Here is a 24,761-nt window from a genome sequence, read left to right as displayed (position 1 = left end):
ATCAATGTAAAAATTCTGCTAATACTTGTTTAAGAATTAAGACAGAATTTTTTCCATCTTTATATCTGCTCTTTCATAACTTACATCTTCCAAGGGGACTTCGACAAAACCAAATTTCTCATACAAATGAAGTGCGGGAAGAAGTATGCGATTGGAATACAGGAATAGCTTTTTGATATTATTGTTTTTAGCAACGGTCATACAGTGCTCTAATAGTTTATTTCCAACTCCAAGACCTTGTGCTTTATCTGAAACTGCCATTTTACTCAGTTCAAATGTTTCATTATCCACTTTCATTAAGGAAACCGTACCAATGATTTCGCCTTTGTATCTGGCATAATAGATCAATCCGCCTTTATCAATAATTTCTTTTTGCGGATTGGAAAGCACGATTTCGTCTCTTTCTTCAACTCTAAAATACTTCTTAAGCCATTCTATGTTTAAGGTTTTGATGTGTTCTTTTAAATCGGAAGAGAAAGGGATGATTTCAACTGTGTTCTGGGTATTCATTGAGTCTTAATTTTATTCGTAAATGACTTCTACTTCAAACAATTCTTCTGAATTTACCGGATTACTATTGTTATCCAGATATAAAACTTTAAACGAAGTTCTTTTTCTTTTTGGATCCATCAAGAATATTACAGGGAATGTTATTGGATTTCCTCTGCCAATACTTTTTCCAGCCATTGTAACTTGATTATCTTTTGATTTCAGCATTATTCCTGTCAAGCAATCTTGACACGGAGTGTCTGAATAGTATTTTACTGTAATAGAATCGCCAATTTTGTAATCACTAGCTTTTAAAATAAGTGGCGTTTTATTAGCATATCCATTATATTCTTTGATTTTTATTTTATTATAAAAAATGTGCCAGACAGATATTGTGTCAGAAGCTTTACAAAAACTGGAAATTAGAAAAAATGCAATAAGGATATTTAATTTCTTCATATTTCTAATTCATTTCTAAATTTAAAATTTTCTGGTAACTCTCTGTAGGGATAATTCTAAACTAACTTCAATTCTCTCTTTCCATTTGTCAACAACTCAATTGAAATTACAGAAGTTTCTTCCGGAAGCAGATTCGCAATTTTCTCAGACCATTCTATAAAACACCAGTTTCCAGAGTATAAATAATCATCAACACCCATGTCTAAAGCTTCGGTTTCTTTGTTTAATCTGTAAAAGTCAAAATGATAAACAATTTGATTATTAGTAGTATAGTATTCGTTAACTAAAGAAAAAGTTGGACTACTGGTCGCATCCTGAACGCCTAAACTTTTACACAACTGCTTGATTAAAGTAGTTTTTCCAACACCCATTTCTCCATTAAAAAGAATAATTTTTTTTGGATTTGAGGCTAAAATTTGCTCTGCTACTTCTTTGATTTGATCTAATGAAAAAACGATATTCATCTTTGTTTATTTTTAATAGTCTCAGTTTCAGTTTTTATCTGAGACTGTAAACTGAGACAGGAGACTTTATTTAGGGTTAAACACTAAAAACGGAATAATCATTTCTTCTAATGAAATTCCTCCGTGCTGATAAGTGTTTTTGTAATAACTCACATAATGATTGTAGTTGTTTACGTAGGCTAAAAAGTAATCGTTTTTAGCAAAAATAAACGAACTGCTCATGTTTATGGCAGGTAAACCAATTACTTTTGGCTCTTTTACCACATAAACATCTTTTTGCTCGTATGTTAAACTACGCCCGGTTTTGTAGCGCAAATTTAAACTTGTATTTTTATCTCCAACAACTTTTGAAGGATTTTTTACATTGATAGTACCGTGATCAGTTGTTAGAATCAATTTAAAACCCAGAAGCTGTGCTTGTTGGATGATTTCCAAAAGAGGTGAGTTTTTAAACCAGCTTAAAGTCAGAGAGCGATATGCTTTATCATCAGAAGCCAATTCTTTTACAACTTCCATTTCGGTTTTAGCATGCGACAACATGTCTACAAAATTATAGACTACAGTTACCAGATCGTTGCCTTTTAAGGCTTTGAAGTTTTCCGATAGTTTTTTTCCACCGGCATAATTGGTAATTTTAAAATAATCTTCTTTAATATTTAGACCCAAGCGCTTTAATTGTGCCGAAAGAAATTCGGCTTCATACAGGTTTTTTCCACCATCTTCCACATCATTTTTCCAGTATTGCGGAAATTGTTTTTCCATTTCAATTGGCAATAACCCAGAGAAAATAGAATTACGCGCATATTGGGTGGCCGTTGGAAGAATAGAGAAATACGGAACTTCTTTTTCTAGTTTATAGTAGTTAGAAACAACGGTTTCAAATGATTTCCACTGATCGTAACGAAGATTATCAATAACCACAAACAAAATCGGTTTGTCTTTCTTTTTGATCTCCGGAACTACTAATTCTTTAAACAAATTGTGTGACTGAATAGGTTTATCTGCTTTTGGAGCAAACCAGTCTTCGTAGTTTCTTTCAATATATTTTCCAAATTGCGAATTGGCTTCAACTTTTTGAGATTCAAGAATTTCGATCATGGCCTGATCGTTAATATTCTCAAGTTCTAATTCCCAAAAAATCAATTTTTTATACAGTTCAATCCAATCTTCAAAAGAATTAACCATAGCCAGTTCCATAGAAATCTTTCGAAACTCTTTTTGGTAATCTAATGTTGTTTTTTCAGAAATTAATCTCGAATGATCCAGGTTTTTCTTTAGACTCAATAAAATCTGATTCGGATTGACCGGTTTTATTAGATAATCAGCGATTTTAGAACCAATGGCTTCTTCCATTATGTATTCCTCTTCACTTTTGGTAATCATAATCATTGGAATTGCCGATTTTTTCTCTTTCATTTCAGAAAGTGTCTCCAGACCACTCATTCCCGGCATATTCTCATCTAGGAATACAATATCAAAATTATCCTCTTCAAATAAAGCAATGGCGTCCAAACCATTGTTACAAGTAGTTACATTATAGTTTTTTTTCTCCAGGAATAATATATGTGGCTTTAGAAGATCGATTTCATCATCGACCCAAAGTATTTTTATCTTGTCCATAAACGTTTTTTATTTTAATGCAATTTAGAAGTATAGAACTTAAAAAGTATTAAAAATAGTATAAATTTCAGAATTAAGAATGGTAATTTTTGCAGAATAAGTTTTTAAGGTATTGCTATTAAATTGATATTCAGACTAAACGTTTAGCAATTTTTAAGCAAAAAACGCAAACTTCGTTATAGTTAATTACTTATATTTGTTGACTTAAAAAAAACCAAATAGTGACTCATATCAATAAGTTAAAAATATTTAATGATCCCATTTACGGGTTTATTTCCATTCCGAATGAACTTATTTACGATTTAATTCAACATCCGTACTTTCAGCGTTTACGCCGCATTTCGCAAATGGGATTGTCGTATTTGGTTTATCCTGGCGCTAATCATACGCGTTTTCATCATGCTTTAGGCTGTATGCATTTAATGCAGAAATCTGTAGACACACTTCGCTTTAAAGGGGTTGCGATTTCACCTGAAGAAGAAAATGCGCTGTACATTGCTATTTTACTACATGATATTGGTCATGGACCTTTTTCGCACGCTATGGAAAAGAGTATCGTCGAAGATGTGAATCATGAAGCTATTTCGTTGTTGTTTATGAACCAGTTAAATGAAGAATTTGAAGGTAGACTAAGCTTGGCTATTCAGGTTTTTAAAGGTGATTACCATCGAAAGTTTATGCTGCAGTTGATTTCCAGTCAATTGGACATGGATCGAATGGATTATTTGAAAAGAGATAGTTTTTATACCGGTGTAGCCGAAGGAAATGTAAACTCTGAGCGTTTGATTCAGATGATGAATGTGGTGGATGGTGTTTTGGTCATCGAAGAAAAAGGAATTTACTCAGTTGAAAAGTTTCTGCTTTCAAGAAGACTGATGTACTGGCAGGCTTATTTACATAAAACAAGTCTGGTGGCAGAGTTGATTTTGATGAAGGTGTTAAAAAGAGCCAGAGAATTGACTTTAAAAGGTGTGATTTTACCGTGTAGTGAGCCTCTTTTTTATTTTATGAAGAACAGAGTGACTTTAGAAGACTTTGATGCTGAAAAATTAGATTTATTTTCTCAACTTGATGATTTTGACATTATCAGCGCTTTAAAAGCTTGGCAGAAGCACGATGATTTCATTCTTTCTACTTTAAGTAAAATGCTTATTAATAGAGATTTACTTAAAATTAAGCTTACTGCAGAGAAAATACCTGCTGAGGAATTACAATCACTTAAAGAAGAATTCGCTAACGAACACCATATTACACAATTAGAAGCGGGTTATTTTATTTTTGGTGGAAAAATTAAAAATCAGGCATACAGTAAAGAAGCTGAACCAATACGAATTTTGAAAAAAGACAAAACAATTGAAGATGTTGTTGAAGCGTCTGATCAGTTGAATTTGAAGTCGTTATCAAAATTGGTTACAAAATATTACATCTGTTTTCCAAAACAACTTATCTAAAATTAACATTTAAAATCTATTTTTTATATTTTTGTCGCAATGAAATTTACAGCAGAACAAATAGCGGGAATTTTAGAAGGAGAAGTTGTTGGTAATCCCAATGTAGAAGTTTCTCGGTTATCTAAAATAGAAGAAGGTGAGGAGGGATCGCTTACTTTTTTGGCCAATCCAAAATATATCAACCACATATATACTACAAAAGCATCTGTAACTATTGTTAATGATAGCTTTATACCAGAACAGGAAATCACTACGACTTTAATAAAAGTAGAAGATGCTTACGCCTCTTTTTCTAAGCTTTTAGAGTTTTATAATCAAGTAAAACTAAACAAAAACGGCATAGAACCACAGTCTTTTATTACCGAAGGTACTAAATATGGCGAAAATTTATATTTAGGAAGCTTTAGCTATATTGGGCAAAATGTAGTATTAGGAGACAATGTAAAAATTTACCCAAACAGTTTTATTGGAGATAATGTTGTTATTGGCGATAATGTGTATATTTTTGCAGGCGCTAAAATTTATTCAGAAACTATAATTGGAAACAATTGTACGATTCACTCAGGGACTATTATTGGTGCGGATGGTTTTGGTTTTGTACCAAATGAAGAAGGAGTTTATAGTAAGGTGCCACAAATTGGTAACGTTATTATTGAAGATAACGTTGATATTGGTGCTAATACGACAATAGACAGAGCAACTCTTGGTTCGACAATTATAAGACAAGGAGTTAAATTAGACAATCAAATTCAGATTGCACATAATGTTGAAATTGGCAAAAACACAGTAATTGCAGCGCAATCAGGTGTGGCCGGTTCAACAAAAATTGGTGAAAACTGTATGATTGGCGGGCAAGTTGGTATCGCAGGCCATTTGACAATAGGTAATAACGTGAGATTGCAGGCTCAATCGGGAGTAGCAAGAAACATTAAAGATGATGAAATTTTACAAGGGACGCCGTCTCTTGGATATACTGATTTTAATAAATCGTATGTTCATTTCAAAAATCTTCCTAAAATAGTTGCCGAAGTAGAAGAATTAAAAAAACAAATAATAAACCCAAAAAATGGAAATAATGGTTAAACAGAAGACCATCAAAAATGAAATTTCACTAACAGGCGTTGGATTACACACTGGGAAAGAAGTTACAATGACTTTTAAACCAGCTCCAATTAATAATGGTTTCACTTTTGTAAGAGTAGATTTGCAAGGTCAGCCAGTCATTGAGGCTGATGCTAATTACGTTGTAAATACGCAAAGAGGTACTAATTTAGAAAAACTAGGCGTAAAAATTCAAACTCCTGAACATGTTTTGGCAGCATTAGTTGGATGTGATCTGGACAATGTTATTATAGAATTAGATGCTTCGGAACTTCCTATCATGGATGGTTCTTCAAAATATTTTGTTGAAGCAATTGAAAAAGCTGAAATAGAAGAACAAGATGCAAGCCGCAATGTTTATGTCGTAAAAGAAGTAATTTCATTTACTGATGAAGCAACCGGAAGTGAGATTCTTGTAATGCCAAGTGATGATTATCAAGTAACTACAATGGTAGATTTTGGTACTAAAGTTTTAGGCACTCAAAACGCTACCTTAAAAAGTATTGCAGATTTTAAAACAGAAATTGCAAGTTCAAGAACGTTCAGTTTTCTGCATGAATTAGAATCTTTGTTAGAACATGGTTTAATTAAAGGCGGTGACTTAAACAATGCAATTGTTTATGTAGACAAGGAGATTTCTGAATCTACAATGGCGAATTTAAAGAAAGCTTTTGGAAAAGATGAAATATCTGTAAAACCAAACGGAGTTTTAGACAACCTTACCCTACATTATCCAAACGAAGCAGCGAGACACAAACTTCTTGATGTAATTGGAGATTTATCTCTTATTGGAGTTCGTATTCAAGGTAAGATTATTGCCAATAAACCAGGTCATTTTGTAAATACTCAGTTTGCTAAGAAATTAGCAAAAATCATTAAAATAGAGCAAAGAAATCACGTTCCTGTTTACGATTTAAACCAAGAACCGTTGATGGATATCCATAAAATTATGGCAATGCTTCCTCATAGACCTCCGTTTTTATTGATTGATAGAATCATCGAAATGTCTGATCGTCATGTGGTTGGATTGAAAAATGTAACAATGAATGAAAATTTCTTCGTTGGACATTTTCCGGAAGCGCCAGTTATGCCTGGGGTTTTAATTGTTGAAGCAATGGCACAAACGGGCGGAATTTTGGTTTTGAGTACAGTTCCAGATCCGGAGAATTACTTAACTTATTTCATGAAAATTGACAATGTTAAGTTTAAACACAAAGTATTGCCAGGTGATACATTAATTTTCAAATGTGAATTGATTTCTCCAATCAGAAGAGGAATCTGTCATATGCAAGCAAATGCTTACGCAAATGGGAAATTAGTGACCGAGGCAGAATTAATGGCTCAAATTGCTAGAAAACAATAATAATTAATCAATTTTATTGTTTAGGTTTGTTGCCCAAATTAGATTATTTTAATTTAAAATATAAAAAACACATATGAATCAACCATTAGCATATGTTCATCCTGGCGCTAAAATCGCTAAAAATGTTGTAATTGAACCTTTTACAACAATCCACAATAATGTAATTATTGGTGATGGTACTTGGATTGGTTCAAATGTGACGATCATGGAAGGAGCCCGAATTGGTAAAAATTGCAATATTTTTCCAGGAGCGGTTATTTCTGCGGTACCACAAGATTTGAAATTTGGAGGAGAAGATTCTCTTGCTATCATAGGGGACAATTGTACCATTAGGGAATGTGTTACTATAAACAGAGGTACAGTTGCTTCCGGACAAACTATTCTTGGAAACAATTGTTTGGTTATGGCGTATGCTCACATTGCTCACGACTGCGAAATTGGTAATAATGCCATTATCGTAAACGGAGTGGCATTGGCAGGTCACGTTGTAGTTGGAAATCACGCAGTAATAGGTGGTTTGGCAGCGATTCATCAATTTATCCATATTGGAGATCATGCTATGATTTCAGGTGGTTCTTTGGTTAGAAAAGATGTTCCACCTTATACCAAAGCTGCAAAAGAGCCGTTATCTTATGTCGGTATCAATTCAGTAGGTTTAAGAAGAAGAGGTTTCAGTACTGAGAAAATCAGAGAAATTCAGGAAATCTATAGAATTTTATATCAAAAAAATTACAATACAACACAAGCTTTAAGTATTATTGAGGCTGAAATGGAAGCTACTCCTGAGAGAGATGAAATTCTTGATTTTATCAGAAATTCATCAAGAGGAATTATGAAAGGTTATTCCGGAAACTATTAATTTTAGAGTTTAGATTTCTAAGCTGAAAATTGAAAATTAAAAATATTAATATAAAAATGCAGATTTATTCTTTAGCTAGAATCTAAAATCTACATTCTAAAATCAAAAAATAAAAAAATGGCATCTACATCAGATATTAGAAACGGGTTATGTATTAAATACAACCACGATATTTATAAAATCATTGAGTTTCTTCACGTAAAACCTGGAAAAGGTCCAGCTTTCGTAAGAACTAAATTAAAAAGTTTGACTACAGGAAAAGTATTAGACAATACGTTTTCTGCAGGACATAAAATCGAAGATGTTCGTGTAGAAACACATACTTTTCAGTTTTTATATGCTGAAGGAGATGAGTTTCACTTTATGAATGCGGAGACTTTTGAGCAAATTTCTTTAAATAAAAATATCCTGGACAATCCTGGATTACTAAAAGAAGGAACTAATGTAATGGTTCAAATCAATACCGAAACTGACCTTCCTTTGTCTGTTGATATGCCTACATCTGTAGTTCTTGAAATTACTTATGCTGAACCGGGAGTAAAAGGAAATACAGCTACTAATGCTACAAAATCTGCAACAGTAGAGACCGGAGCAACTGTAAATGTACCTTTATTCATCAACGAAGGTGATAAAATTAAAATTGATACTGCTTCAGGTTCTTACATGGAGCGTGTAAAAGAGTAGTTTTTATAAGTTTTCAGTTTTCAGTCGCAGTTATCAGTTTGTTAATGCAGATTGAAAACTGAGACTGAAAACTGAGACTGAAAACTAAATAAATATATGAAATTTCCAAAGATTCATTCTTTACAAGAAATTGCAAATTTGCTTGATTGCGAATTTATTGGTGACCAAAACTTCCCCGTTTTAGGCATGAACGAGATACATGTCGTTGGGCCCGGTGATATTGTTTTTGTTGACCATCCCAAATATTACGATAAAGCTTTACAATCCGCTGCTACTATAATTTTAATTAATAAAAAAGTAGACTGCCCTGAAGGTAAAGCACTTTTAATTTCTGATGATCCTTTCAGAGATTTCAATATCCTAACCAAACATTTTCGACCTTTTCAAGCCACAAGCGTATCGATTGCTCTTTCTGCAACTATTGGAGAAGGCACCGTTATTCAGCCAAATTGTTTCATTGGAAACCATGTTACAGTCGGAAAAAACTGTTTGATTCACCCAAATGTTACTATTTACGATCATACCGTAATTGGAGATAATGTAATGATCCACGCCGGAACCATTTTAGGAGCTGACGCGTTTTATTATAAAAAACGCCCCGATGGCTTTGATCAGTTGGTTTCAGGCGGTAGAGTAGTTATTGAAAGTAATGTTGGCATTGGAGCACTTTGCACAATCGATAAAGGTGTTACCGGTGATACAACTATTGGAGAAGGTACAAAAATTGACAATCAGGTACATGTAGGACATGATACTGTGATTGGTAAAAAGTGTTTAATAGCATCGCAAACTGGTATTGCAGGTTGTGTCGTGATTGAAGATGAAGTAACAATTTGGGGACAAGTAGGAACAACCAGCGGAATCACAATAGGAGCGAAGGCTGTTATTATGGGACAAACGGGAGTTACTAAATCGGTTGAAGGAGGAAAATCATATTTCGGTACTCCAATCGAAGAATCAAGAGAAAAGTTAAAACAATTGGCCAATATCAAAAAGATTCCTGAAATTCTAAATAAATTGAAGTAATTATGTCTATAAAAGAATTTGTTCAAAAATTTTACAAGTCTGATGCCTTAATTGATAGCGAAATCATGAAAACTTACCTACATCCTGAGGTGAAGTTAGACTGGAACAGCACAAAAGGATTGATTGAGATGGATTATGATTCGATGACAGCTATGGCAAATGAGCTGAGTCGCGCTTATGTTCGTTCTAAGGTCAGAATTAGTCACATTATTGCAGAAGAGGACTTAGTTTCAATACGATACTCTCATTTTGTGAAAACAATTGAAAACCCAAGAGAAGAGATGTTATTAGCTCATTTTACTACAATTTGGCAAATAAAAGATGATAAATTATATCGCGGTTATCAAATGAGTCAATTTTCTTAATTTTTTTAAATACAAAAAGGTTAAAATACGTTACAAAACCTTACTTTTGCATCACAATTTTAAAAACTACATAAAATATATATCATGAGTGTTTTAGTTAATAAAGATTCCAAAATAATTGTTCAAGGATTTACAGGAAGCGAAGGAACTTTCCACGCTTCTCAAATGATTGAGTACGGTACTAATGTTGTTGGTGGTGTAACTCCAGGAAAAGGAGGAACAAGCCATTTAGATCGTCCGGTTTTTAACACAGTAAAAGATGCTGTAGAGCAAGCCGGAGCTGATACATCTATCATTTTTGTTCCGCCAGCTTTTGCTGCTGATGCAATTATGGAAGCTGCTGACGCTGGAATTAAAGTAATTATTGCTATTACAGAAGGAATTCCTGTAGCAGATATGATTAAAGCTAATAACTATGTTAAAGAAAGAAATTCAAGATTAATCGGACCAAACTGTCCAGGAGTAATTACTCCGGGTGAAGCTAAAGTTGGTATTATGCCAGGTTTTGTTTTCAAAAAAGGAACAGTTGGTATCGTATCTAAATCTGGAACTTTAACTTATGAAGCTGCTGACCAAGTTGTGAAACAAGGTTTAGGAATTACTACAGCTATTGGTATTGGTGGAGATCCAATTATTGGAACTACAACTAAAGAAGCTGTTGAATTGTTGATGAACGACCCTGAAACTGAAATCATCATTATGATTGGTGAAATCGGAGGACAATTAGAAGCTGATGCTGCTAAATGGGTAAGAGCTGATGGTAACCGTAAGCCAGTTGTTGGTTTTATCGCTGGAGAAACTGCTCCTGCAGGTAGAACAATGGGTCACGCAGGTGCTATTGTTGGTGGTTCTGACGATACAGCTGCTGCTAAAAAACAAATCATGAGAGACAACGGAATCCACGTTGTTGATTCACCAGCTGAAATTGGTAAAAAAGTAAAAGAAGTACTTGGATAATCTCCAATATTTGAAATAATAAATTCCAAAAAAAGTCTCAATATTACTTGAGACTTTTTTACATTTTAAAATGCTGGGGTATAAATAGAAAAAACTTAGCATCTAAGAACCTCAGTACCTTAGAAGCTAAAAAAAGAAATATGTACAAAGAATTAGAAAAATTTAAAGTAAGCAACAGTTTTACTTTTACGATTGAAGACAGTTTAGAACAAGTTTGCAATGCTCCTGAAGCAGGTGCAGGTATTTTTGTAGTCTATGCAGTTGAAGGTGATGCAAAAGAATTAATCATGGTTGGTTCTACAGGAACCGTTCAAAACGATGGTACTTTAAAAAGTAAAAACGGTGGTTTATATGATAAAATCGTAAACGGACACCAATTTGCAAAAACGGGAAGAAAATATTCATGGCCAGCACAAATGAAGCTAGAGAATATTAGTGCTCTTGAAGTAGTTTGGTATGAAACTTTTACTGCTGATGTAAAAGGAATTCCAACCACTGTGGAAGGACAGGTTTTGCAAAACTTCTTAGATGAAAACGCAAAATTGCCAAGATGGAATGTAGCTTTTTAAGAAAACATCTCCTATCATAATATTTAAAGCCTTGCTATTTATTTAGTAAGGCTTTTTTTATTAAGCTCTAGGTTTTGATTTTTTGGTTTTATATATTTAGTCACCAAAAACAAACCAAAACTATGCCCAAAAACTACCTGCTATTACTGACTTTATGCTTTTTTTGGTCTGCTAATTCGCAGACAATTAATATCCCTGACGCCAATTTTAAGGCAAAATTACTTGAAGCGGATGTATTAAACGAAATTGCTCAGGATAAAAATCAGAACAACATAAAAATTGACGCAAATGGCGATGGTGAAATTCAATTGTCCGAAGCTTTAAATGTTTATTATTTAACAGTTAAAGAATCTAATATTTCGTCTGTGGTAGGCATTAAAAATTTTGACAATCTGATAGAATTTAAGTGTGGGCAAAATAATATTACATCGATCGATGTTAGTAATATGAAAAACCTTTTGTACTTAGCATGTTATATTAATCAAATTGTTAGTTTAAATCTTTCAGGAACAAGCAATCTTTACGAATTGAATTGCCAGGAAAATTTATTAAAAACTTTAGATTTATCAGGTGTTAATAAACTGACTAATTTAAATTGCAGCGTAAATCAATTAACCAATTTAGATGTAACGGTTTTGCCGGATTTGGTTTCATTATTTTGTGGGTGGAATCAACTAACTGATCTGAATTTATCAAATCAAAATCCGATTATTTTTAATGCCCTATCTTGTTCCAAAAATAATTTAGCAAGTCTCGATATAGTTCGGTTTAACAATCTTCACACTCTGCATTGTAGCGAAAATTCGCTTACAAATTTAGAGATATCTGCTTATTCAACTTTAGGATCTTTAGCATATTCTGAAACTAAAATTTCTAATTTTGACGTGACGAAGTTCCCAAACCTTATCTATTTATCATGTTCTCAGACGGAAACGACAAGTTTGGATTTGACAGGATTGGTAAAATTAAAAATACTAGATTGTACTCTGAATAAATTAACAAATTTAGATGTTTCATCCTCAATAAATTTGGAAAGTTTATCTTGTGCTTATAATTCGTTAACCAGTTTAGATGTTACGAAGCTATCTAAACTTGGATATTTGCAAATAGGTAATAATCAATTAGAATCAATAGATTTGAAAAACCTGATTAACCTTCAGGATATAACAATCTTTGATACTGCTATAAAAGACGTAGACCTTAGCTATTCCGTTTCATTGGAAAAAGTTTACATTTCCAGTAATCCTCTTCTGGAATCGATATCGATCAAAAACGGAAGTATGGAAAAAGAAATTCAAATAGCTCAAAATCCAAAGTTGAAATATGTTTGTACAGATGAAGAACAAATAACTAAAATTGAAAATATACTTCGAGAAAATGATATAAATGATTGTAATGTCAATTCATATTGCTCGTTTGCTTCCGGAGGAGAAAGTTTTACTATTCAGGGAAAGAATAAGAATGATGCAGATCATAACGGTTGCGATGTTTCTGATACTCCGGCATCTTTTTTAAAATTCAAAATTGATGATGGTACAAAAACAGGAAATTTTATTACGAATGAAACTGATTCGTACGCTATAAAAGTACCAGCAGGATCGTATACTATTAGCCCTGTTTTTGAAAATAGCAACTATTTTACAATTTCGCCATCCTCATTGCAAGTCGAATTTCCTACAATCACAAGTCCGTTTATACAGGATTTCTGTTTAGTACCACAAGGAATACGTAACGATTTAGAGATTATAACATTACCACTTGAACCCGCAAGACCTGGTTTTATTGCAAAATATAAAACCGTCTATAAAAATAAAGGAAATAAAACGCAATCAGGAACTGTAAAATTATCTTTTAATGGTGCAGCATTAAAGATTATAAGTGCAACTGAAGCAATTTCATCTCAAACACAAAGTAATATATCTTGGAATTTTAGTGATTTAAAACCTTTTGAAACTAGAGAAATTATACTTTACCTGGATGTAAACTCACCTATAGAGACACCGGCAATAAATAATGGGGATATCCTAAAGTATGTAGCTACGGTAAATTCTGCAGAAACAGATGAAAAACCGATTGATAATACTTTCGAGTTGAACCAAACAGTTGTAGGATCGTATGATCCTAATGATAAAACGTGCTTAGAAGGTGATGTTATCAAACCTGAATTAATAGGAGAGTTTGTTCATTATATGATTCGTTTTGAAAACACCGGAACTTACGCGGCCCAAAATATTGTCGTAAAAGACATGATCGACTTATCTAAATTTGATATTTCGACATTGATTCCAACAAGTTCAAGTCATTCATTTGTGACCAAAATCTCAGAAGGAAATAAAGTAGAATTTATTTTTCAAAATATTAGTCTTCCTTTTGATGATGCGCATAATGATGGTTATGTGGCGTTCAAAATTAAAACCTTACCGACTTTAAAAGTGGGAGATAGTTTTACCAATGAAGCAAATATATACTTTGATTATAATTTTCCAATTTTAACCAACAAACCAACTTCGACATTTAAAACTCTGGGAACTCAGGATTTTATTTTTTCAAATTATTTTAGCGTGCATCCAAATCCTGCAGTAGATGTATTAAATATAAATTCTAAAAAGAATATTGAGGTATTATCAATGGCAATCTATGATGTTTTAGGACAATTAATAATTGCTGTTCCGGATGCTCAGAATATTTCGGCAATTAATGTTTCGAGCTTGACAACTGGAAATTATATTTTGAAAGCAAAAACTGACAAGGGAATTTCAGCTATAAAATTTGTTAAAAAATAGAGTTAAAAATGGTGGTAGTAAAATCTGACAATTTGTAAAAGTAAATGAATCTCTTTATTTTAAAAAAATAAGCTAAACCCCGTGAGGCCAACAAAAAAGGCTTTTTTCTCATGTAAATTACAACCTTTTTTATTCAAAAAAATTTGTTTTAAAAATTTGCTTTTATATATTTATCACATAGATATACAGAAATATGTTAAAAAAACGTATTCTTTATGTTAAAAACAACTGCTTATTTTCAAGAATTCTATTGTGATTTTATATGAATACCAAAACGCTACAATTTAAAACTTCTGACGACCTTACGCTTTGGACTAACTTGAAAAATGGAGATGAAAAATCATTTTCACTTTTATTTGAAAAATACTATGGTGATTTGGTGAATTATGGAAATTCTCTTTCTGCTAATGCCGAAAAAGTGCAGGATTGTGTTCAGGATGTTTTTACAGATATCTGGGTTTATAAAAATGGATTACAAAGTACAGTTGTTGTAAAAGCCTATTTACTTTCTAGTGTACGTAAACGAATTGCGCGTTTGTATGAGCGCGACCATATTTTTCGCAAGTCTGCAAGCACAGATTCAATTGCTTTTCTTATGGAATTCTCTGTAGAGCATGATCTTATGGATGACGATTATGCCACAAAAGAAAAGGTGATTTATTTAAATAAATTATTAAACAACTTACCGGCACGACAAAAGGAAGCTTTGTATTTAAGATATCATCAGGGCTTAACTGTTGAACAAATAGCCGAAATGCTGGATGTTAATTATCAATCGGCAAGCAACTTGTTACATCGAGGTTTACTTACTCTTCGCAAAGAATGGAAGGGTAGTGTTTCGTTAATTCTTCTGCTTTCTTCAACTACTTTTTAGTTTTATTTAAAAAGAATTAAAAAAAAATCACAATTTGGTGAGTATATAATAAGAAAGCTGTCCTCTATGTTTTTGTAACCCTATTTCTAGATGCAAAAACGTAATAAATATACCGAAATTGAAGATTTCTTATCTGATGAATCATTCCAGTCATGGATTTTGTTTAAAATTGACAATGATGGCTGGGAAGAATGGACATTAGAAAGCCGTAAGCGTGCCAAGTTGGTGGAAGATGCGAGAGTCTTGTTACTGGCAATGAAAGTGCCAGAGCATTCAATATCTCCAGCAGATCTTCATCATGCTTTGCAGGCAACATGGATTAAAATCGAAGAGAAAGAAAACGATAATAATTCAACTCCAATCTCAAAAATAAAATTTCTTAAAAAATATTTTCTCAGCGGTATTGCTGCGGCTTTGATTATTGGCTTAGGGTCCCTTTGGTTTTACAATAACCAAATTACTCCTGATAACAAAGTAGTAACCTACAACGAACTTATCAATGAAAATAATGAGGGATTAGTAGAACAAACTAATAACTCAGACAAAGCACAGATTATTACTTTATCTGACGGCAGTTCTGTTTTGCTGCAGCCTAACAGTAAACTAAGTTATCCTAAGATCTTTACCGGAAACGAAAGAAAGGTGTATTTATCCGGCGAAGGTTTCTTTGAAATTAGTAAAAATCCTAAAAAGCCTTTTTTCGTTTACGCAAATGAAATTGTTACGAAGGTAGTCGGGACTAGTTTTAGAGTCAAAGCTTATTCTGATCAACCTGATGTTGAAGTTCTTGTTCGCACCGGTAAAGTAAGGGTAAAATCAAATGATCTAGTTTCTAGATCGGATCAGGAAGAAGTTGTTTTATTACCTAATCAGGCACTTCGCTTTCAGAGAAAAGATTTAAGCTTTAACAAAATTACAAATATAACCCAGGATCTGGTTCTTACCCGCAGTGTTGGAAATATTGAACAACTGAGTTTTGAGTTTACAGATATTCCTGTATCTCAAATTTTTGAAACAATAGAACAGGCTTATCTCGTGGATATTGACTATCCAAAAAACAAACTAAAAGACTGTCACCTTACAACTTCTCTTAGTGATCAACCTTTGATGGAAAAACTAAAAATTGTTTGTAATAGTATTGGCAACAATAGCACTTTTGAAATGAATGGAAATCAAATTATTATAATATCTGATGGATGTAATTAATCTTGCTTTATAACTGTAATTGTAAAGTTGGAATTTAAAAATAAAAACAACCAAAAATAACCAAAACCAAAATTAATAATTATGCCTATGTAAAAGAGAATGCAGAAAAAAAGTGCCGAAATGCTGTAACATTATCGACACTTAAGGGAATCAAATCGCTCTCTGTAAAGAGCAATTGAGTACGTTTCTTAAAATACACTCGAATCAGTATTAATCAAAACAAACCAAAATTATGAAAAAACCAGTTGTTAAACAACGATTACTCCATCGAATCATGAAAATAACACTATTTCAGTTTGTTCTGGCACTTGTGTTTTCAAGTGTTGCCATGGCAAATGATGTAAATGGGCAAAAAAAACTAGATACTAAAGTTACAATTAATATTACAAATTTAACTTTAGACAACACTTTGTCTAAATTACAGAAATCGGCAAACGTAAAATTTTCGTATAATTCAAGACTACCACAGCTAAATCAAAAAGTTAGTATAGATGCTAATGATGAAGTTTTGTCAAGTATTTTGAATCGAATTTTATTACCATTTAATATTACTTATACTGAAGTTAGTAATCAGATCATTCTGCAAAAAAATACATCGACAGATCCTTTTGCAGGTACTGAAGCAGGGAATTCTTTATTTGAAATTCTAACAGCTGCAGGTCCAATTATCAAAGGTACTGTTACTGATGTTAGCGGAAGCCCACTACCGGGAGCTACTGTATTAGTAAAAGGAACTAAGATAGCTGTACTAACGGATTTTGATGGTAGGTTTTCGATCGAAATGCCTACAAATAGTACTGCTTTGATTATTTCTTATGTAGGGATGGAGACAAAAGAAATCGGAATAGGGAATACTACACCAACAATTGTCCTGAATGAAGCGGGACAAAATCTAAAAGAAGTTGTAGTTACTACAGGTTATGAAAAAACATCCAAAAGGACTTTTACAGGAGCAATAAGTAAAATTTCAGGATCTGAGTTAAAAGTAGACGGAGTTGTAGATATCAGTAGAATGATAGAAGGAAAAGCTGCCGGGGTTACCGTACAAAACGTAACGGGAACATTTGGTACAGCTCCTAAAATTACAGTACGTGGATCTTCTTCTATTTTTGGAGACACAAAACCTTTATGGGTAATTGATGGTGTTGTTCAGGAAGATATTATCAATATCTCTTTTGCAGATTTGGCTTCCGGAAACTCTGAAACTTTATTAAGTTCATCTGTTGCAGGACTGAACTCAAATGATATTCAAAGCATTGAAATCTTAAAAGATGCTTCTGCAACTTCTATCTATGGATCAAGATCCTTAAATGGTGTTGTAGTTGTAACAACGAAACAAGGACGTAGGGATTCTCCATTAAAAGTTGCTTATTCTGTTGAAAATACGGTAAGAACAGTCCCTAATTATTCCCAGTACGACATTCTAAATTCTCAGGAGTCTATGAGTATCTTAAAAGAAATGGAACAAAAAGGATTTCTTGATGTACCATCAACTTTACAAGGAAGATACGGTGGAGTGTACAATATTCTAAGCCGTGCTATCAATACTTATGTACCTGAAACAGGAGGTTATTTAGTAAACAATGATCCAGTAAGCAGAAATAATTTCTTAAGAAAATATGAGTTAGCTAATACAGACTGGTTTAAAGTTTTATTCAGACCCTCTATTACCCAGAATCACTCTTTGAGCTTTTCGGGTGGAGGAAAAAACAACACTTTTTATGCCTCTTTAGGGTATTATACCGATCCGGGATGGACTATTGCTGATAACGTTAAACAATTGTCATCAAATATTAAAGGGACATTTTTCATTAATGATAATTTAAATATTACGATGTCAACACTGGCATCTGTACGTGATCAGCAAGCTCCCGGAACCTATGAGAGCCAACAGGATGTAGTGTTTGGAAATGTAACGAGAGATTTCGATATCAACCCGTTTAATTATGTGTTAAGCACCAGTAGAACTTTAAGACCTTATGATGATAATCGTAATTTGGAATACTATAGAAATAACTGGGCTCCAATGAATATTATCAACGAACTTGAAAATAATGTTCTGGATATTAAGGTGAAAGATATTCGTTTTCAGTTGGATTTGGATTATAAAATCAACAAAAACCTAAGTTATAATCTTACAGGATCTGCCCGTTATGCCAATACAACAAGAGAACATAAGATTTATGAAAACTCTAACGTAGTTGGTGCATATAAAGCCGGTACAGAGTTTGGTGCTGATGGAGTAAACACAACAGTTAGAAATGCCAATATCTTTCTATACAAAGATCCTGAAGATTTGACTGCACCTCCAATTTCGGTATTACCTCACGGAGGATTTTTAAGAAAATTTACAAATGGACTTACCTCTTATAATGTTAGAAATAGTATTACTTATAGAAATACCCTTAACGAAAAGCATGAGTTAGAAGGCTTTTTCGGTACAGAATTACGATCACTGGACAGAAACAGTGATAACTTCACTGCAGCTGGACTTCAGTATGATAAAGGATTAACAGCCTTTACGGATCCAAAATTAATTGAAAAAATTATCAACGAAGGAAACTCTTATTACGGATTTAATGCAGAGAGAGAGAGAACTGTTGGTTTCTTTGGTAAAGTAGGATATACTTATGATCGTCGTTATACAGGGTCAATTACCGGACGTTATGACGGATCTAACAGACAAGGAAACAGTGGGTCTTCAAGATGGCTTCCAACGTATACTTTTAGTGGTAAATGGAATGTTACCGAAGAGAAGTTTATGAAAAATCTTCCGAAAATTAATAACCTAGCTTTAAGAGCTTCGTACGGTTTAACTGCAACAGCAGGGCCTGCAACCAATTCATTAGCCATTTACAGAAGTTTTATTACAGATCGTTTAGGAATTCCTGACAGAGAAAATGGAATTAATATTGATGAATTGCAAAATGGCGATTTAACATGGGAAAAACAGTTTGAAACAAACCTAGGAGTTGATTTAGGAATGTTTAACAACAGAGTTCAGTTTGTTGCAGATGTATACAGCCGTAAAGCATTTGATTTAGTAGATTACGTGGTGACTTCCGGAATTGGAGGACAGAGAGTTAAGCAAGGAAACAATGCTAATATGGAAACCAAAGGTCTCGAATTAGGTATTACCACTCAAAATATCGTTTCAAAAGATTTCAAATGGTCGACTACTCTTAATTTCTCAGTTTTCAATCAGGAAATTACAAAATTAGAGAACAAGCCTTCGGCATTTGATTTAGTGGATGGAAACGGTGGAAACGCTATTGGACATCCAAGAAATTCAATCTTTTCTTATCAGTTTACAGGATTAAACAATCAGGGACTTCCAACTTTTCTTTTACAGGATGGAGCAACAAGTAACGTTACAGGATCTAATTTCCAAGATACCGAAAATGTTACTGACTATTTGAAATACGAAGGATCTATTGAACCAAATAAATCTGTTGGTTTGGCTAATACCTTTACTTACAAAAGATGGTCATTGTATGTTTTTGTTGTTGGATCAGGAGGAAACAAAGTTCGTTTAAATCCTTCTTATAGCAGTCAATATGATGATTTAACAGTGTTTACAAAAGATTTTACAAATCGTTGGATTAATCCAGGTGATGAACAATATACTGATGTTCCTGTGATAGCTGATAAAAGATTAATTACAAATTATGGCGGAATTAGCACTTTAGGACGTGCCTATAATACCTATAATTATTCTGACGTAAGAATTGCAGATGGAGATTTCGTAAGATTGAAGAACGTATCGTTAAGTTGGGAATTTCCTAAAGATTTCCAGAGAAAATTAGGTGTAAGCAATTTTACCTTAAAAGGTTCAGCCGTTAACCCTTGGTTAATTTACTCTGACAAGAAATTAAACGGACAAGATCCTGAGTTCCGTAATACGGGAGGTGTTGCTTTTCCAATCACAACACAATACAGTTTTTCAATTAACCTTTCATTCTAATACAGTTGATTATGAACAATATAAAAAATATAAAGAGACTCTTTGCTTTATTAATACTTATAAGTGTTAGTAGTTGCGATGAATTCCTGTCTGAAGTACCCGATAACAGAACACAGATTAATACGCCTGAAAAAATTTCAGAATTATTAGTTAATGCTTACCCTCAGGCCTCGTATATGGATTTGGCTGAAACAATGTCTGATAACGTAGCAGATGCCGAATTGAATAACGCAAGTGTAAAAAGCACGCAAAGTTATAATTGGGAAATGCAGGATGAGACCAATATAGATACCGAAGCAAATTACTGGGACGCTTGTTACAGAGCTATTGCACATGCCAATCAGGCTTTAAAATCGATTGAGGAATTAGGAAGCCCTGCAAGTTTAAATCCGCAAAAAGGTGAAGCATTGGTTGCGAGAGCTTATGCTCACTTTATGTTGGTTACTTTTTGGTCGCAGCGATACAATCCGGCTACCGCTGGAACTGATTTAGGTATTCCTTATGTAAAAGAACCGGAAACTAGTTTATTGAAAAATTACACCCGAAATACGGTACAAGAAGTATTTGATTTTATTCAGAGAGATATAGAAGAAGGTCTCCCATTTATAACAAACAACTACAAAGAACCAAAATTTCACTTTAATATAGAAGCTGCTAAAGCATTTGCCAGCCGTTTTTATTTGGTAAAGGGAGACTGGGATAATGTTTTAAAAATTTCAGAAGGACTTGGTTCTAAGCCAGTAACAAAAATTAAAGATTATGCAACCTTAGCAAATCTGGCTCCGGATGTACAATTTATAGAGTACTCGAGATCGTCATTAACATCTAATTTGTTAGTAGCTTCACCAAATACACTAATTGGAAGGTCAGCCGGAGGTAGTAACTTCTACCTGACAGATCCTAAACAGACAGAGCTTTTTAGAGGTGCAACAAATCCTTATGGAAAGTCATGGGTATATGATTTTTACAGCTATAATAGCAGTAGAACATTGTTTACACCAAAATTTGAAGAATACTTTAAATACACCAATTTAACAGCCAATATTGGAATTGCTTATGCAGGGATAGTGCTTTTATCAAATGACGAATTTTATCTGAATCGTATTGAAGCATTGGTAATGAAAGGCAGAACAGCAGAAGCAAATACAGAATTGGAGTTCTTTTTAGGTAGCAGAACAACAGGTTATAATCCCACAACAGACAAACTGAGTGAAGCAAGGGTAACTACATTATACCCTGTAATAGCAGACGAACTTACTCCATTTTATACAATGACCCCTGTACAGACTTCTTATGTAAAAGCAATTGCAGAGGCTCGTAGAAGAGATTTTGTCCATGAAGGATTAAGATGGCTTGATGTAAAACGTTTTAATATTGTTGTAAGCCATGCGACTTTTGGTAAACCGACAATTACATTGATTAAAGATGATAAACGTCGTGCACTGCAAATACCGCTAAGCGCATCTAACTACGGAGTAGTAAAAAATCCTAGATAAAATTTCGAATCAAAATTTTAGAAATATGAAAACAATAAAACAATATAAAGCAATACTACTAGTAGCCGGGGTTTTAACTTTAGGTGCCTGTACACATGAAGACAGGCCTGGTGAGAGTCAATTAGATTATACCCAGCCTGAAAAAACGGCTTTAGATAACTGGATTGATACAAATTATCTTAATCCGTATAATATCAACGCTCAATACAAATGGAATCAGAATACAGTAGACAATAACAGGTTTCTTTTCCCTCCGGCTGTCAATGGAGTACAATCAGCATTGGAAGTGGTGAAACAAATCTGGCTGAATAGCTATTCTACTGTTGGTGGTGTTGATTTTGTAAAAAAAGTAGCTCCAAGAGAAATTGTTCTGGTAGGAGGAGTAAACTCTAATACCAATGGAACAAGAACTTTAGGGATTGCAGATTCAGGACAAAGAATTACATTGTTCGAGGTAGACTATCTGAATAGAAAAAATCGTGCAAGTGTTACAGAATTCATACACACCATTCAGCATGAATATGTACATATTTTGAATCAGAATAAACCTTTTGACGAAAAAGCGTGGCAAAAAGTTACTCCTGCAGATTATACGGCAACCTGGCACTTAGAAAATCTCCAGACCTCCAAAAATCTTGGGTTTGTTACGAATTATGCCAGAAATAATATTATTGAGGATTTTGCAGAAACCGCTTCAGTAATACTGATCAGTTCCAAAGCGGAATACGATGCATTGCTTGCTAGCGCGAGTGATAGCGGAAGGGCAAAAATTAAACAAAAAGAGGCCATGGTCGTACAGTATTATAAAGACGCTTTTAACATGGACTTCTATGCTTTAAGAGATGCAGCACAATTGAACACGACCAATGTTATAAGTAATTAAGCCATTAATTTAAATCGTAAATTATGAAATTAAAAAATATAGTACAGTATCTGATAATTGGATTCTTGACCATACAGTTATTCAGTGCCTGCGCAAATGATACCGATGCGGAAGCAAAGTTTGATAAAACTCCGGCAGAACGTTTGAGTGAGCAGAAAAGCGAGTTAAACACAGCATTACTTTCATCTGAATTTGGGTGGAAAGCAGTTTATTTTACAGATGACACTCAATTGGGCGGATATACCCATTTGTTTAAGTTTCTTCCAAACAATAAAGTAGAAATGGCATCCGATTTTGATAGTGATACCAATGTTTATAAAAGTGATTATTCCGTTGTTCTTGGTAGCACAATGAGTTTATTGTTTAATACTTATAACAGAATCCACCTTTTGTCAGATTCAAACAGTTTTCCAATTACTGCATTGAGAGGAAAAGGATATTTAGGAGATTTTCAGTTTTTGTACTACGGACAGGAAAACGGAGATCTTGTTTTTAGAAGTAACAGATTAGTTAGAGAAGTACGTTTTGTAAAAGCGACAGCTCAGGATTGGACAGACTTACCTAAAAATTTAGTAAGCCGTCAGAATATAATTGGAGGATCACAAAGACCATTATTTAGATCATTGGAGATTAATGACGGTGCAAAAGTTACCAAGTATGATTTCTCGTTTACAGCTGCTACAAGATATGCAGTTTCAAGAGCCTTAGATGGTTCCGAATCGGTTATAAGCATGGGAGTCGGGTATACACCTACAGGTATTGTAGTTAGTCCTGCGGTAACAGTTGCAGGTCAAAAATTATCAACCTTTACTTACAATGATACCGATGGTAGTTTTATTGCGACTGGAACTGCTGGTGTTACAGCAACCATTAAGTACAGTAACCAACCTTTAGTACTGACTGATGATTACAAGATGTTGCTGCCAACAAACGCAAACTTAGTATATGGTCATGACAGGTCGATATTAACACTTGCAGCAACAAATTCATCTTTGTTTCTTTCATTGTTTAGAGCTGTCGAGGCTTCAAGACCGGCTGGCACAACATTAACTAGAGTACAACCTTGGTTTAATACACCTTCAGGTAGTTACATTGAATACAGATTTGCGAGCGCTACAGGAGTAATAACTAGAGTATATCACTTCTTTACTTTATCGGCAGATCAAACGAAGAAAATTATATTCTTAACGCCAACAACTAGATGGACTTCGGGCAGCTCTTTTGCATCAGCAGTTACTATTCCTGCACCGGCTTATTTAAAGGATTTAGATGATCAGCTGACAAATCCTGCTGGTTTGTATTTTAAAAAGGAGAGTTTTACTGTTGGAGCTCCAAATACTGTATTTACTTTTACAGGAGTGGCAGGTCCTTTTAGAATGACCACTTGGGCATTTCAATAAACTTTAATTTTATTATTTTGAATAGAAAAGAGCTTTTGGGGACGATAATTATAACAAATGAGCTTGCTAGTTTTATTAGTGACCAAAGTTCCCCATACAAGTTTTTTTATTAGTTTTTTTTATTTTGAAGGGAGCAGCTCATTTTTGAGCTGCTTTTTTTAATTAAACTTTTAGAGTATTTATTTTATCCGTGTTCCTTTTTTTAAGTAATAAGTAGACAAAACTGAAACTACAATCCAAATGGTAGGTACATAGGAAGGTTGTATAGCCCACAGAAGTAAATTTTAATTTAAAGAGAATCATGAAGAAATATATCGCACCATTGATAGTAAATCACGCTGATTAATTCTTATATCTTTCTTTTGATAAGACTCTAATAAACAGGAGGAATAATTGTAAATAGTAATTAACATGGAAAAATTAATAATCTGGAATAATTTTATATTGGGAATTTATATAGTGGCAATGGTCATAAATGGATACGCTTGGTTTCAATACTATAAAAATGTATCTTTAGAACAAAGGAAAAAAGAAGGGTGGACTAGTTTTTACAGAATTTCAACCTTATTGATTGTTATCCTTTTCTTGCAAAGACTATATTAAAGTGGACGAATAATTTCAGCCAGTATTAACTTTAAGTGAAGTTAATCTAGTAGTTAAGTTTAATTAAAAAGTGAAAACCGTTTCAAAATTTTTGAAACGGTTTTTTAATTATTATTTCTAAACAATCCGCTTAAATCATAAATTA

General features: G+C 33.5%; 20 protein-coding genes. 16 read left to right on the top strand and 4 right to left on the bottom strand.

Going from position 1 to position 24,761, the window contains the following annotated elements:
* Window positions 1-36: 36 nt before the first annotated feature.
* The 4 genes from AC3IS6_RS16450 to porX all read right to left on the bottom strand — a co-directional run bounded on the left by AC3IS6_RS16450 (window position 37) and on the right by porX (window position 3,032).
* Window positions 37-510, bottom strand: coding sequence for a GNAT family N-acetyltransferase (locus AC3IS6_RS16450; protein WP_489160939.1), 474 nt, complete (start codon window positions 508-510; stop codon window positions 37-39).
* 12 nt (window positions 511-522) lie between these two features.
* Complete coding sequence (locus tag AC3IS6_RS16445; RefSeq protein WP_489160937.1) at window positions 523-948, bottom strand: hypothetical protein; 426 nt, start codon at window positions 946-948, stop codon at window positions 523-525.
* Window positions 949-1,004: 56 nt separating this feature from the next.
* A complete protein-coding gene (gene tsaE / locus AC3IS6_RS16440) occupies window positions 1,005-1,412 on the bottom strand; it encodes a tRNA (adenosine(37)-N6)-threonylcarbamoyltransferase complex ATPase subunit type 1 TsaE (RefSeq protein WP_489160935.1) in 408 nt (135 codons plus the stop codon).
* Between the two features lie 66 nt (window positions 1,413-1,478).
* Window positions 1,479-3,032 carry a T9SS response regulator signal transducer PorX gene (gene porX, locus AC3IS6_RS16435; protein ID WP_489160933.1) on the bottom strand — a complete coding sequence of 518 codons (1,554 nt, stop codon included), beginning with the start codon at window positions 3,030-3,032 and terminating at the stop codon, window positions 1,479-1,481.
* A 221-nt stretch (window positions 3,033-3,253) separates the two neighbouring features.
* On the opposite strand from porX, the gene AC3IS6_RS16430 reads away from it, so the two are divergent.
* The 16 genes from AC3IS6_RS16430 (at window position 3,254) to AC3IS6_RS16355 (ending at window position 24,013) form a co-directional block, all read left to right on the top strand.
* Window positions 3,254-4,483 (top strand): HD domain-containing protein, encoded by a 1,230-nt coding sequence (locus AC3IS6_RS16430; protein ID WP_489160931.1) that lies wholly within the window; start codon window positions 3,254-3,256, stop codon window positions 4,481-4,483.
* A 39-nt stretch (window positions 4,484-4,522) separates the two neighbouring features.
* Window positions 4,523-5,566 carry a UDP-3-O-(3-hydroxymyristoyl)glucosamine N-acyltransferase gene (gene lpxD, locus AC3IS6_RS16425; RefSeq protein ID WP_173967766.1) on the top strand — a complete coding sequence of 348 codons (1,044 nt, stop codon included), beginning with the start codon at window positions 4,523-4,525 and terminating at the stop codon, window positions 5,564-5,566.
* Window positions 5,559-6,947: a bifunctional UDP-3-O-[3-hydroxymyristoyl] N-acetylglucosamine deacetylase/3-hydroxyacyl-ACP dehydratase gene (locus AC3IS6_RS16420; protein WP_173967765.1), complete on the top strand. Its 1,389-nt coding sequence runs from the start codon at window positions 5,559-5,561 to the stop codon at window positions 6,945-6,947. The genes lpxD and AC3IS6_RS16420 overlap by 8 nt, the downstream gene beginning before the upstream one ends.
* Window positions 6,948-7,020: 73 nt before the next feature.
* The gene (gene lpxA, locus AC3IS6_RS16415; RefSeq protein WP_017497513.1) at window positions 7,021-7,806 is read left to right on the top strand and encodes an acyl-ACP--UDP-N-acetylglucosamine O-acyltransferase; all 786 of its coding nucleotides are present in this window, start codon (window positions 7,021-7,023) and stop codon (window positions 7,804-7,806) included.
* 117 nt (window positions 7,807-7,923) lie between these two features.
* Window positions 7,924-8,490, top strand: coding sequence for an elongation factor P (gene efp / locus AC3IS6_RS16410; RefSeq protein ID WP_173967764.1), 567 nt, complete (start codon window positions 7,924-7,926; stop codon window positions 8,488-8,490).
* A 96-nt stretch (window positions 8,491-8,586) separates the two neighbouring features.
* Window positions 8,587-9,516 (top strand): UDP-3-O-(3-hydroxymyristoyl)glucosamine N-acyltransferase, encoded by a 930-nt coding sequence (locus tag AC3IS6_RS16405; RefSeq protein ID WP_489160927.1) that lies wholly within the window; start codon window positions 8,587-8,589, stop codon window positions 9,514-9,516.
* A gap of 2 nt (window positions 9,517-9,518) precedes the next feature.
* On the top strand, window positions 9,519-9,881 hold the full coding sequence (locus AC3IS6_RS16400) for a nuclear transport factor 2 family protein (protein WP_489160925.1): 363 nt from the start codon (window positions 9,519-9,521) through the stop codon (window positions 9,879-9,881).
* 84 nt (window positions 9,882-9,965) lie between these two features.
* Window positions 9,966-10,838: a succinate--CoA ligase subunit alpha gene (sucD, locus tag AC3IS6_RS16395; protein ID WP_017497509.1), complete on the top strand. Its 873-nt coding sequence runs from the start codon at window positions 9,966-9,968 to the stop codon at window positions 10,836-10,838.
* 140 nt (window positions 10,839-10,978) lie between these two features.
* Complete coding sequence (locus AC3IS6_RS16390; protein WP_489160922.1) at window positions 10,979-11,407, top strand: hypothetical protein; 429 nt, start codon at window positions 10,979-10,981, stop codon at window positions 11,405-11,407.
* Between the two features lie 122 nt (window positions 11,408-11,529).
* A complete protein-coding gene (locus AC3IS6_RS16385; RefSeq protein WP_489160921.1) occupies window positions 11,530-14,190 on the top strand; it encodes a DUF7619 domain-containing protein in 2,661 nt (886 codons plus the stop codon).
* Window positions 14,191-14,452: 262 nt separating this feature from the next.
* Window positions 14,453-15,064 (top strand): RNA polymerase sigma factor, encoded by a 612-nt coding sequence (locus tag AC3IS6_RS16380; RefSeq protein ID WP_489160920.1) that lies wholly within the window; start codon window positions 14,453-14,455, stop codon window positions 15,062-15,064.
* Between the two features lie 90 nt (window positions 15,065-15,154).
* Window positions 15,155-16,270, top strand: a complete 1,116-nt coding sequence (locus tag AC3IS6_RS16375; protein ID WP_489160918.1) for a FecR family protein — start codon at window positions 15,155-15,157, stop codon at window positions 16,268-16,270.
* A 232-nt stretch (window positions 16,271-16,502) separates the two neighbouring features.
* On the top strand, window positions 16,503-20,234 hold the full coding sequence (locus AC3IS6_RS16370; RefSeq protein ID WP_489160916.1) for a SusC/RagA family TonB-linked outer membrane protein: 3,732 nt from the start codon (window positions 16,503-16,505) through the stop codon (window positions 20,232-20,234).
* An 11-nt stretch (window positions 20,235-20,245) separates the two neighbouring features.
* Window positions 20,246-21,730, top strand: a complete 1,485-nt coding sequence (locus AC3IS6_RS16365) for a RagB/SusD family nutrient uptake outer membrane protein (RefSeq protein WP_489160914.1) — start codon at window positions 20,246-20,248, stop codon at window positions 21,728-21,730.
* A gap of 25 nt (window positions 21,731-21,755) precedes the next feature.
* Entirely contained in the window at window positions 21,756-22,613 is an 858-nt protein-coding gene (locus tag AC3IS6_RS16360; RefSeq protein ID WP_489160912.1) for a zinc-binding metallopeptidase, read from the top strand.
* A gap of 23 nt (window positions 22,614-22,636) precedes the next feature.
* On the top strand, window positions 22,637-24,013 hold the full coding sequence (locus AC3IS6_RS16355) for a DUF4302 domain-containing protein (protein WP_489160911.1): 1,377 nt from the start codon (window positions 22,637-22,639) through the stop codon (window positions 24,011-24,013).
* Window positions 24,014-24,761: the final 748 nt, after the last annotated feature.

The organism is Flavobacterium sp. KH_035 (assembly GCF_057839565.1).
Note: the sequence above shows the minus strand (reverse complement) of the source record. Positions and strands in the feature narration are given on the sequence as shown.

Bases quoted from the DNA above. Each gene is read 5' to 3' on its own strand.
- AC3IS6_RS16450 (WP_489160939.1), bottom strand. From the start codon at position 510: ATGAATACCCAGAACACAGTTGAAATCATCCCTTTCTCTTCCGATTTA.
- AC3IS6_RS16445 (WP_489160937.1), bottom strand. From the start codon at position 948: ATGAAGAAATTAAATATCCTTATTGCATTTTTTCTAATTTCCAGTTTT.
- tsaE (WP_489160935.1), bottom strand. From the start codon at position 1,412: ATGAATATCGTTTTTTCATTAGATCAAATCAAAGAAGTAGCAGAGCAA.
- porX (WP_489160933.1), bottom strand. From the start codon at position 3,032: ATGGACAAGATAAAAATACTTTGGGTCGATGATGAAATCGATCTTCTA.
- lpxD (WP_173967766.1), top strand. From the start codon at position 4,523: ATGAAATTTACAGCAGAACAAATAGCGGGAATTTTAGAAGGAGAAGTT.
- AC3IS6_RS16420 (WP_173967765.1), top strand. From the start codon at position 5,559: ATGGTTAAACAGAAGACCATCAAAAATGAAATTTCACTAACAGGCGTT.
- lpxA (WP_017497513.1), top strand. From the start codon at position 7,021: ATGAATCAACCATTAGCATATGTTCATCCTGGCGCTAAAATCGCTAAA.
- efp (WP_173967764.1), top strand. From the start codon at position 7,924: ATGGCATCTACATCAGATATTAGAAACGGGTTATGTATTAAATACAAC.
- AC3IS6_RS16405 (WP_489160927.1), top strand. From the start codon at position 8,587: ATGAAATTTCCAAAGATTCATTCTTTACAAGAAATTGCAAATTTGCTT.
- AC3IS6_RS16400 (WP_489160925.1), top strand. From the start codon at position 9,519: ATGTCTATAAAAGAATTTGTTCAAAAATTTTACAAGTCTGATGCCTTA.
- sucD (WP_017497509.1), top strand. From the start codon at position 9,966: ATGAGTGTTTTAGTTAATAAAGATTCCAAAATAATTGTTCAAGGATTT.
- AC3IS6_RS16390 (WP_489160922.1), top strand. From the start codon at position 10,979: ATGTACAAAGAATTAGAAAAATTTAAAGTAAGCAACAGTTTTACTTTT.
- AC3IS6_RS16385 (WP_489160921.1), top strand. From the start codon at position 11,530: ATGCCCAAAAACTACCTGCTATTACTGACTTTATGCTTTTTTTGGTCT.
- AC3IS6_RS16380 (WP_489160920.1), top strand. From the start codon at position 14,453: ATGAATACCAAAACGCTACAATTTAAAACTTCTGACGACCTTACGCTT.
- AC3IS6_RS16375 (WP_489160918.1), top strand. From the start codon at position 15,155: ATGCAAAAACGTAATAAATATACCGAAATTGAAGATTTCTTATCTGAT.
- AC3IS6_RS16370 (WP_489160916.1), top strand. From the start codon at position 16,503: ATGAAAAAACCAGTTGTTAAACAACGATTACTCCATCGAATCATGAAA.
- AC3IS6_RS16365 (WP_489160914.1), top strand. From the start codon at position 20,246: ATGAACAATATAAAAAATATAAAGAGACTCTTTGCTTTATTAATACTT.
- AC3IS6_RS16360 (WP_489160912.1), top strand. From the start codon at position 21,756: ATGAAAACAATAAAACAATATAAAGCAATACTACTAGTAGCCGGGGTT.
- AC3IS6_RS16355 (WP_489160911.1), top strand. From the start codon at position 22,637: ATGAAATTAAAAAATATAGTACAGTATCTGATAATTGGATTCTTGACC.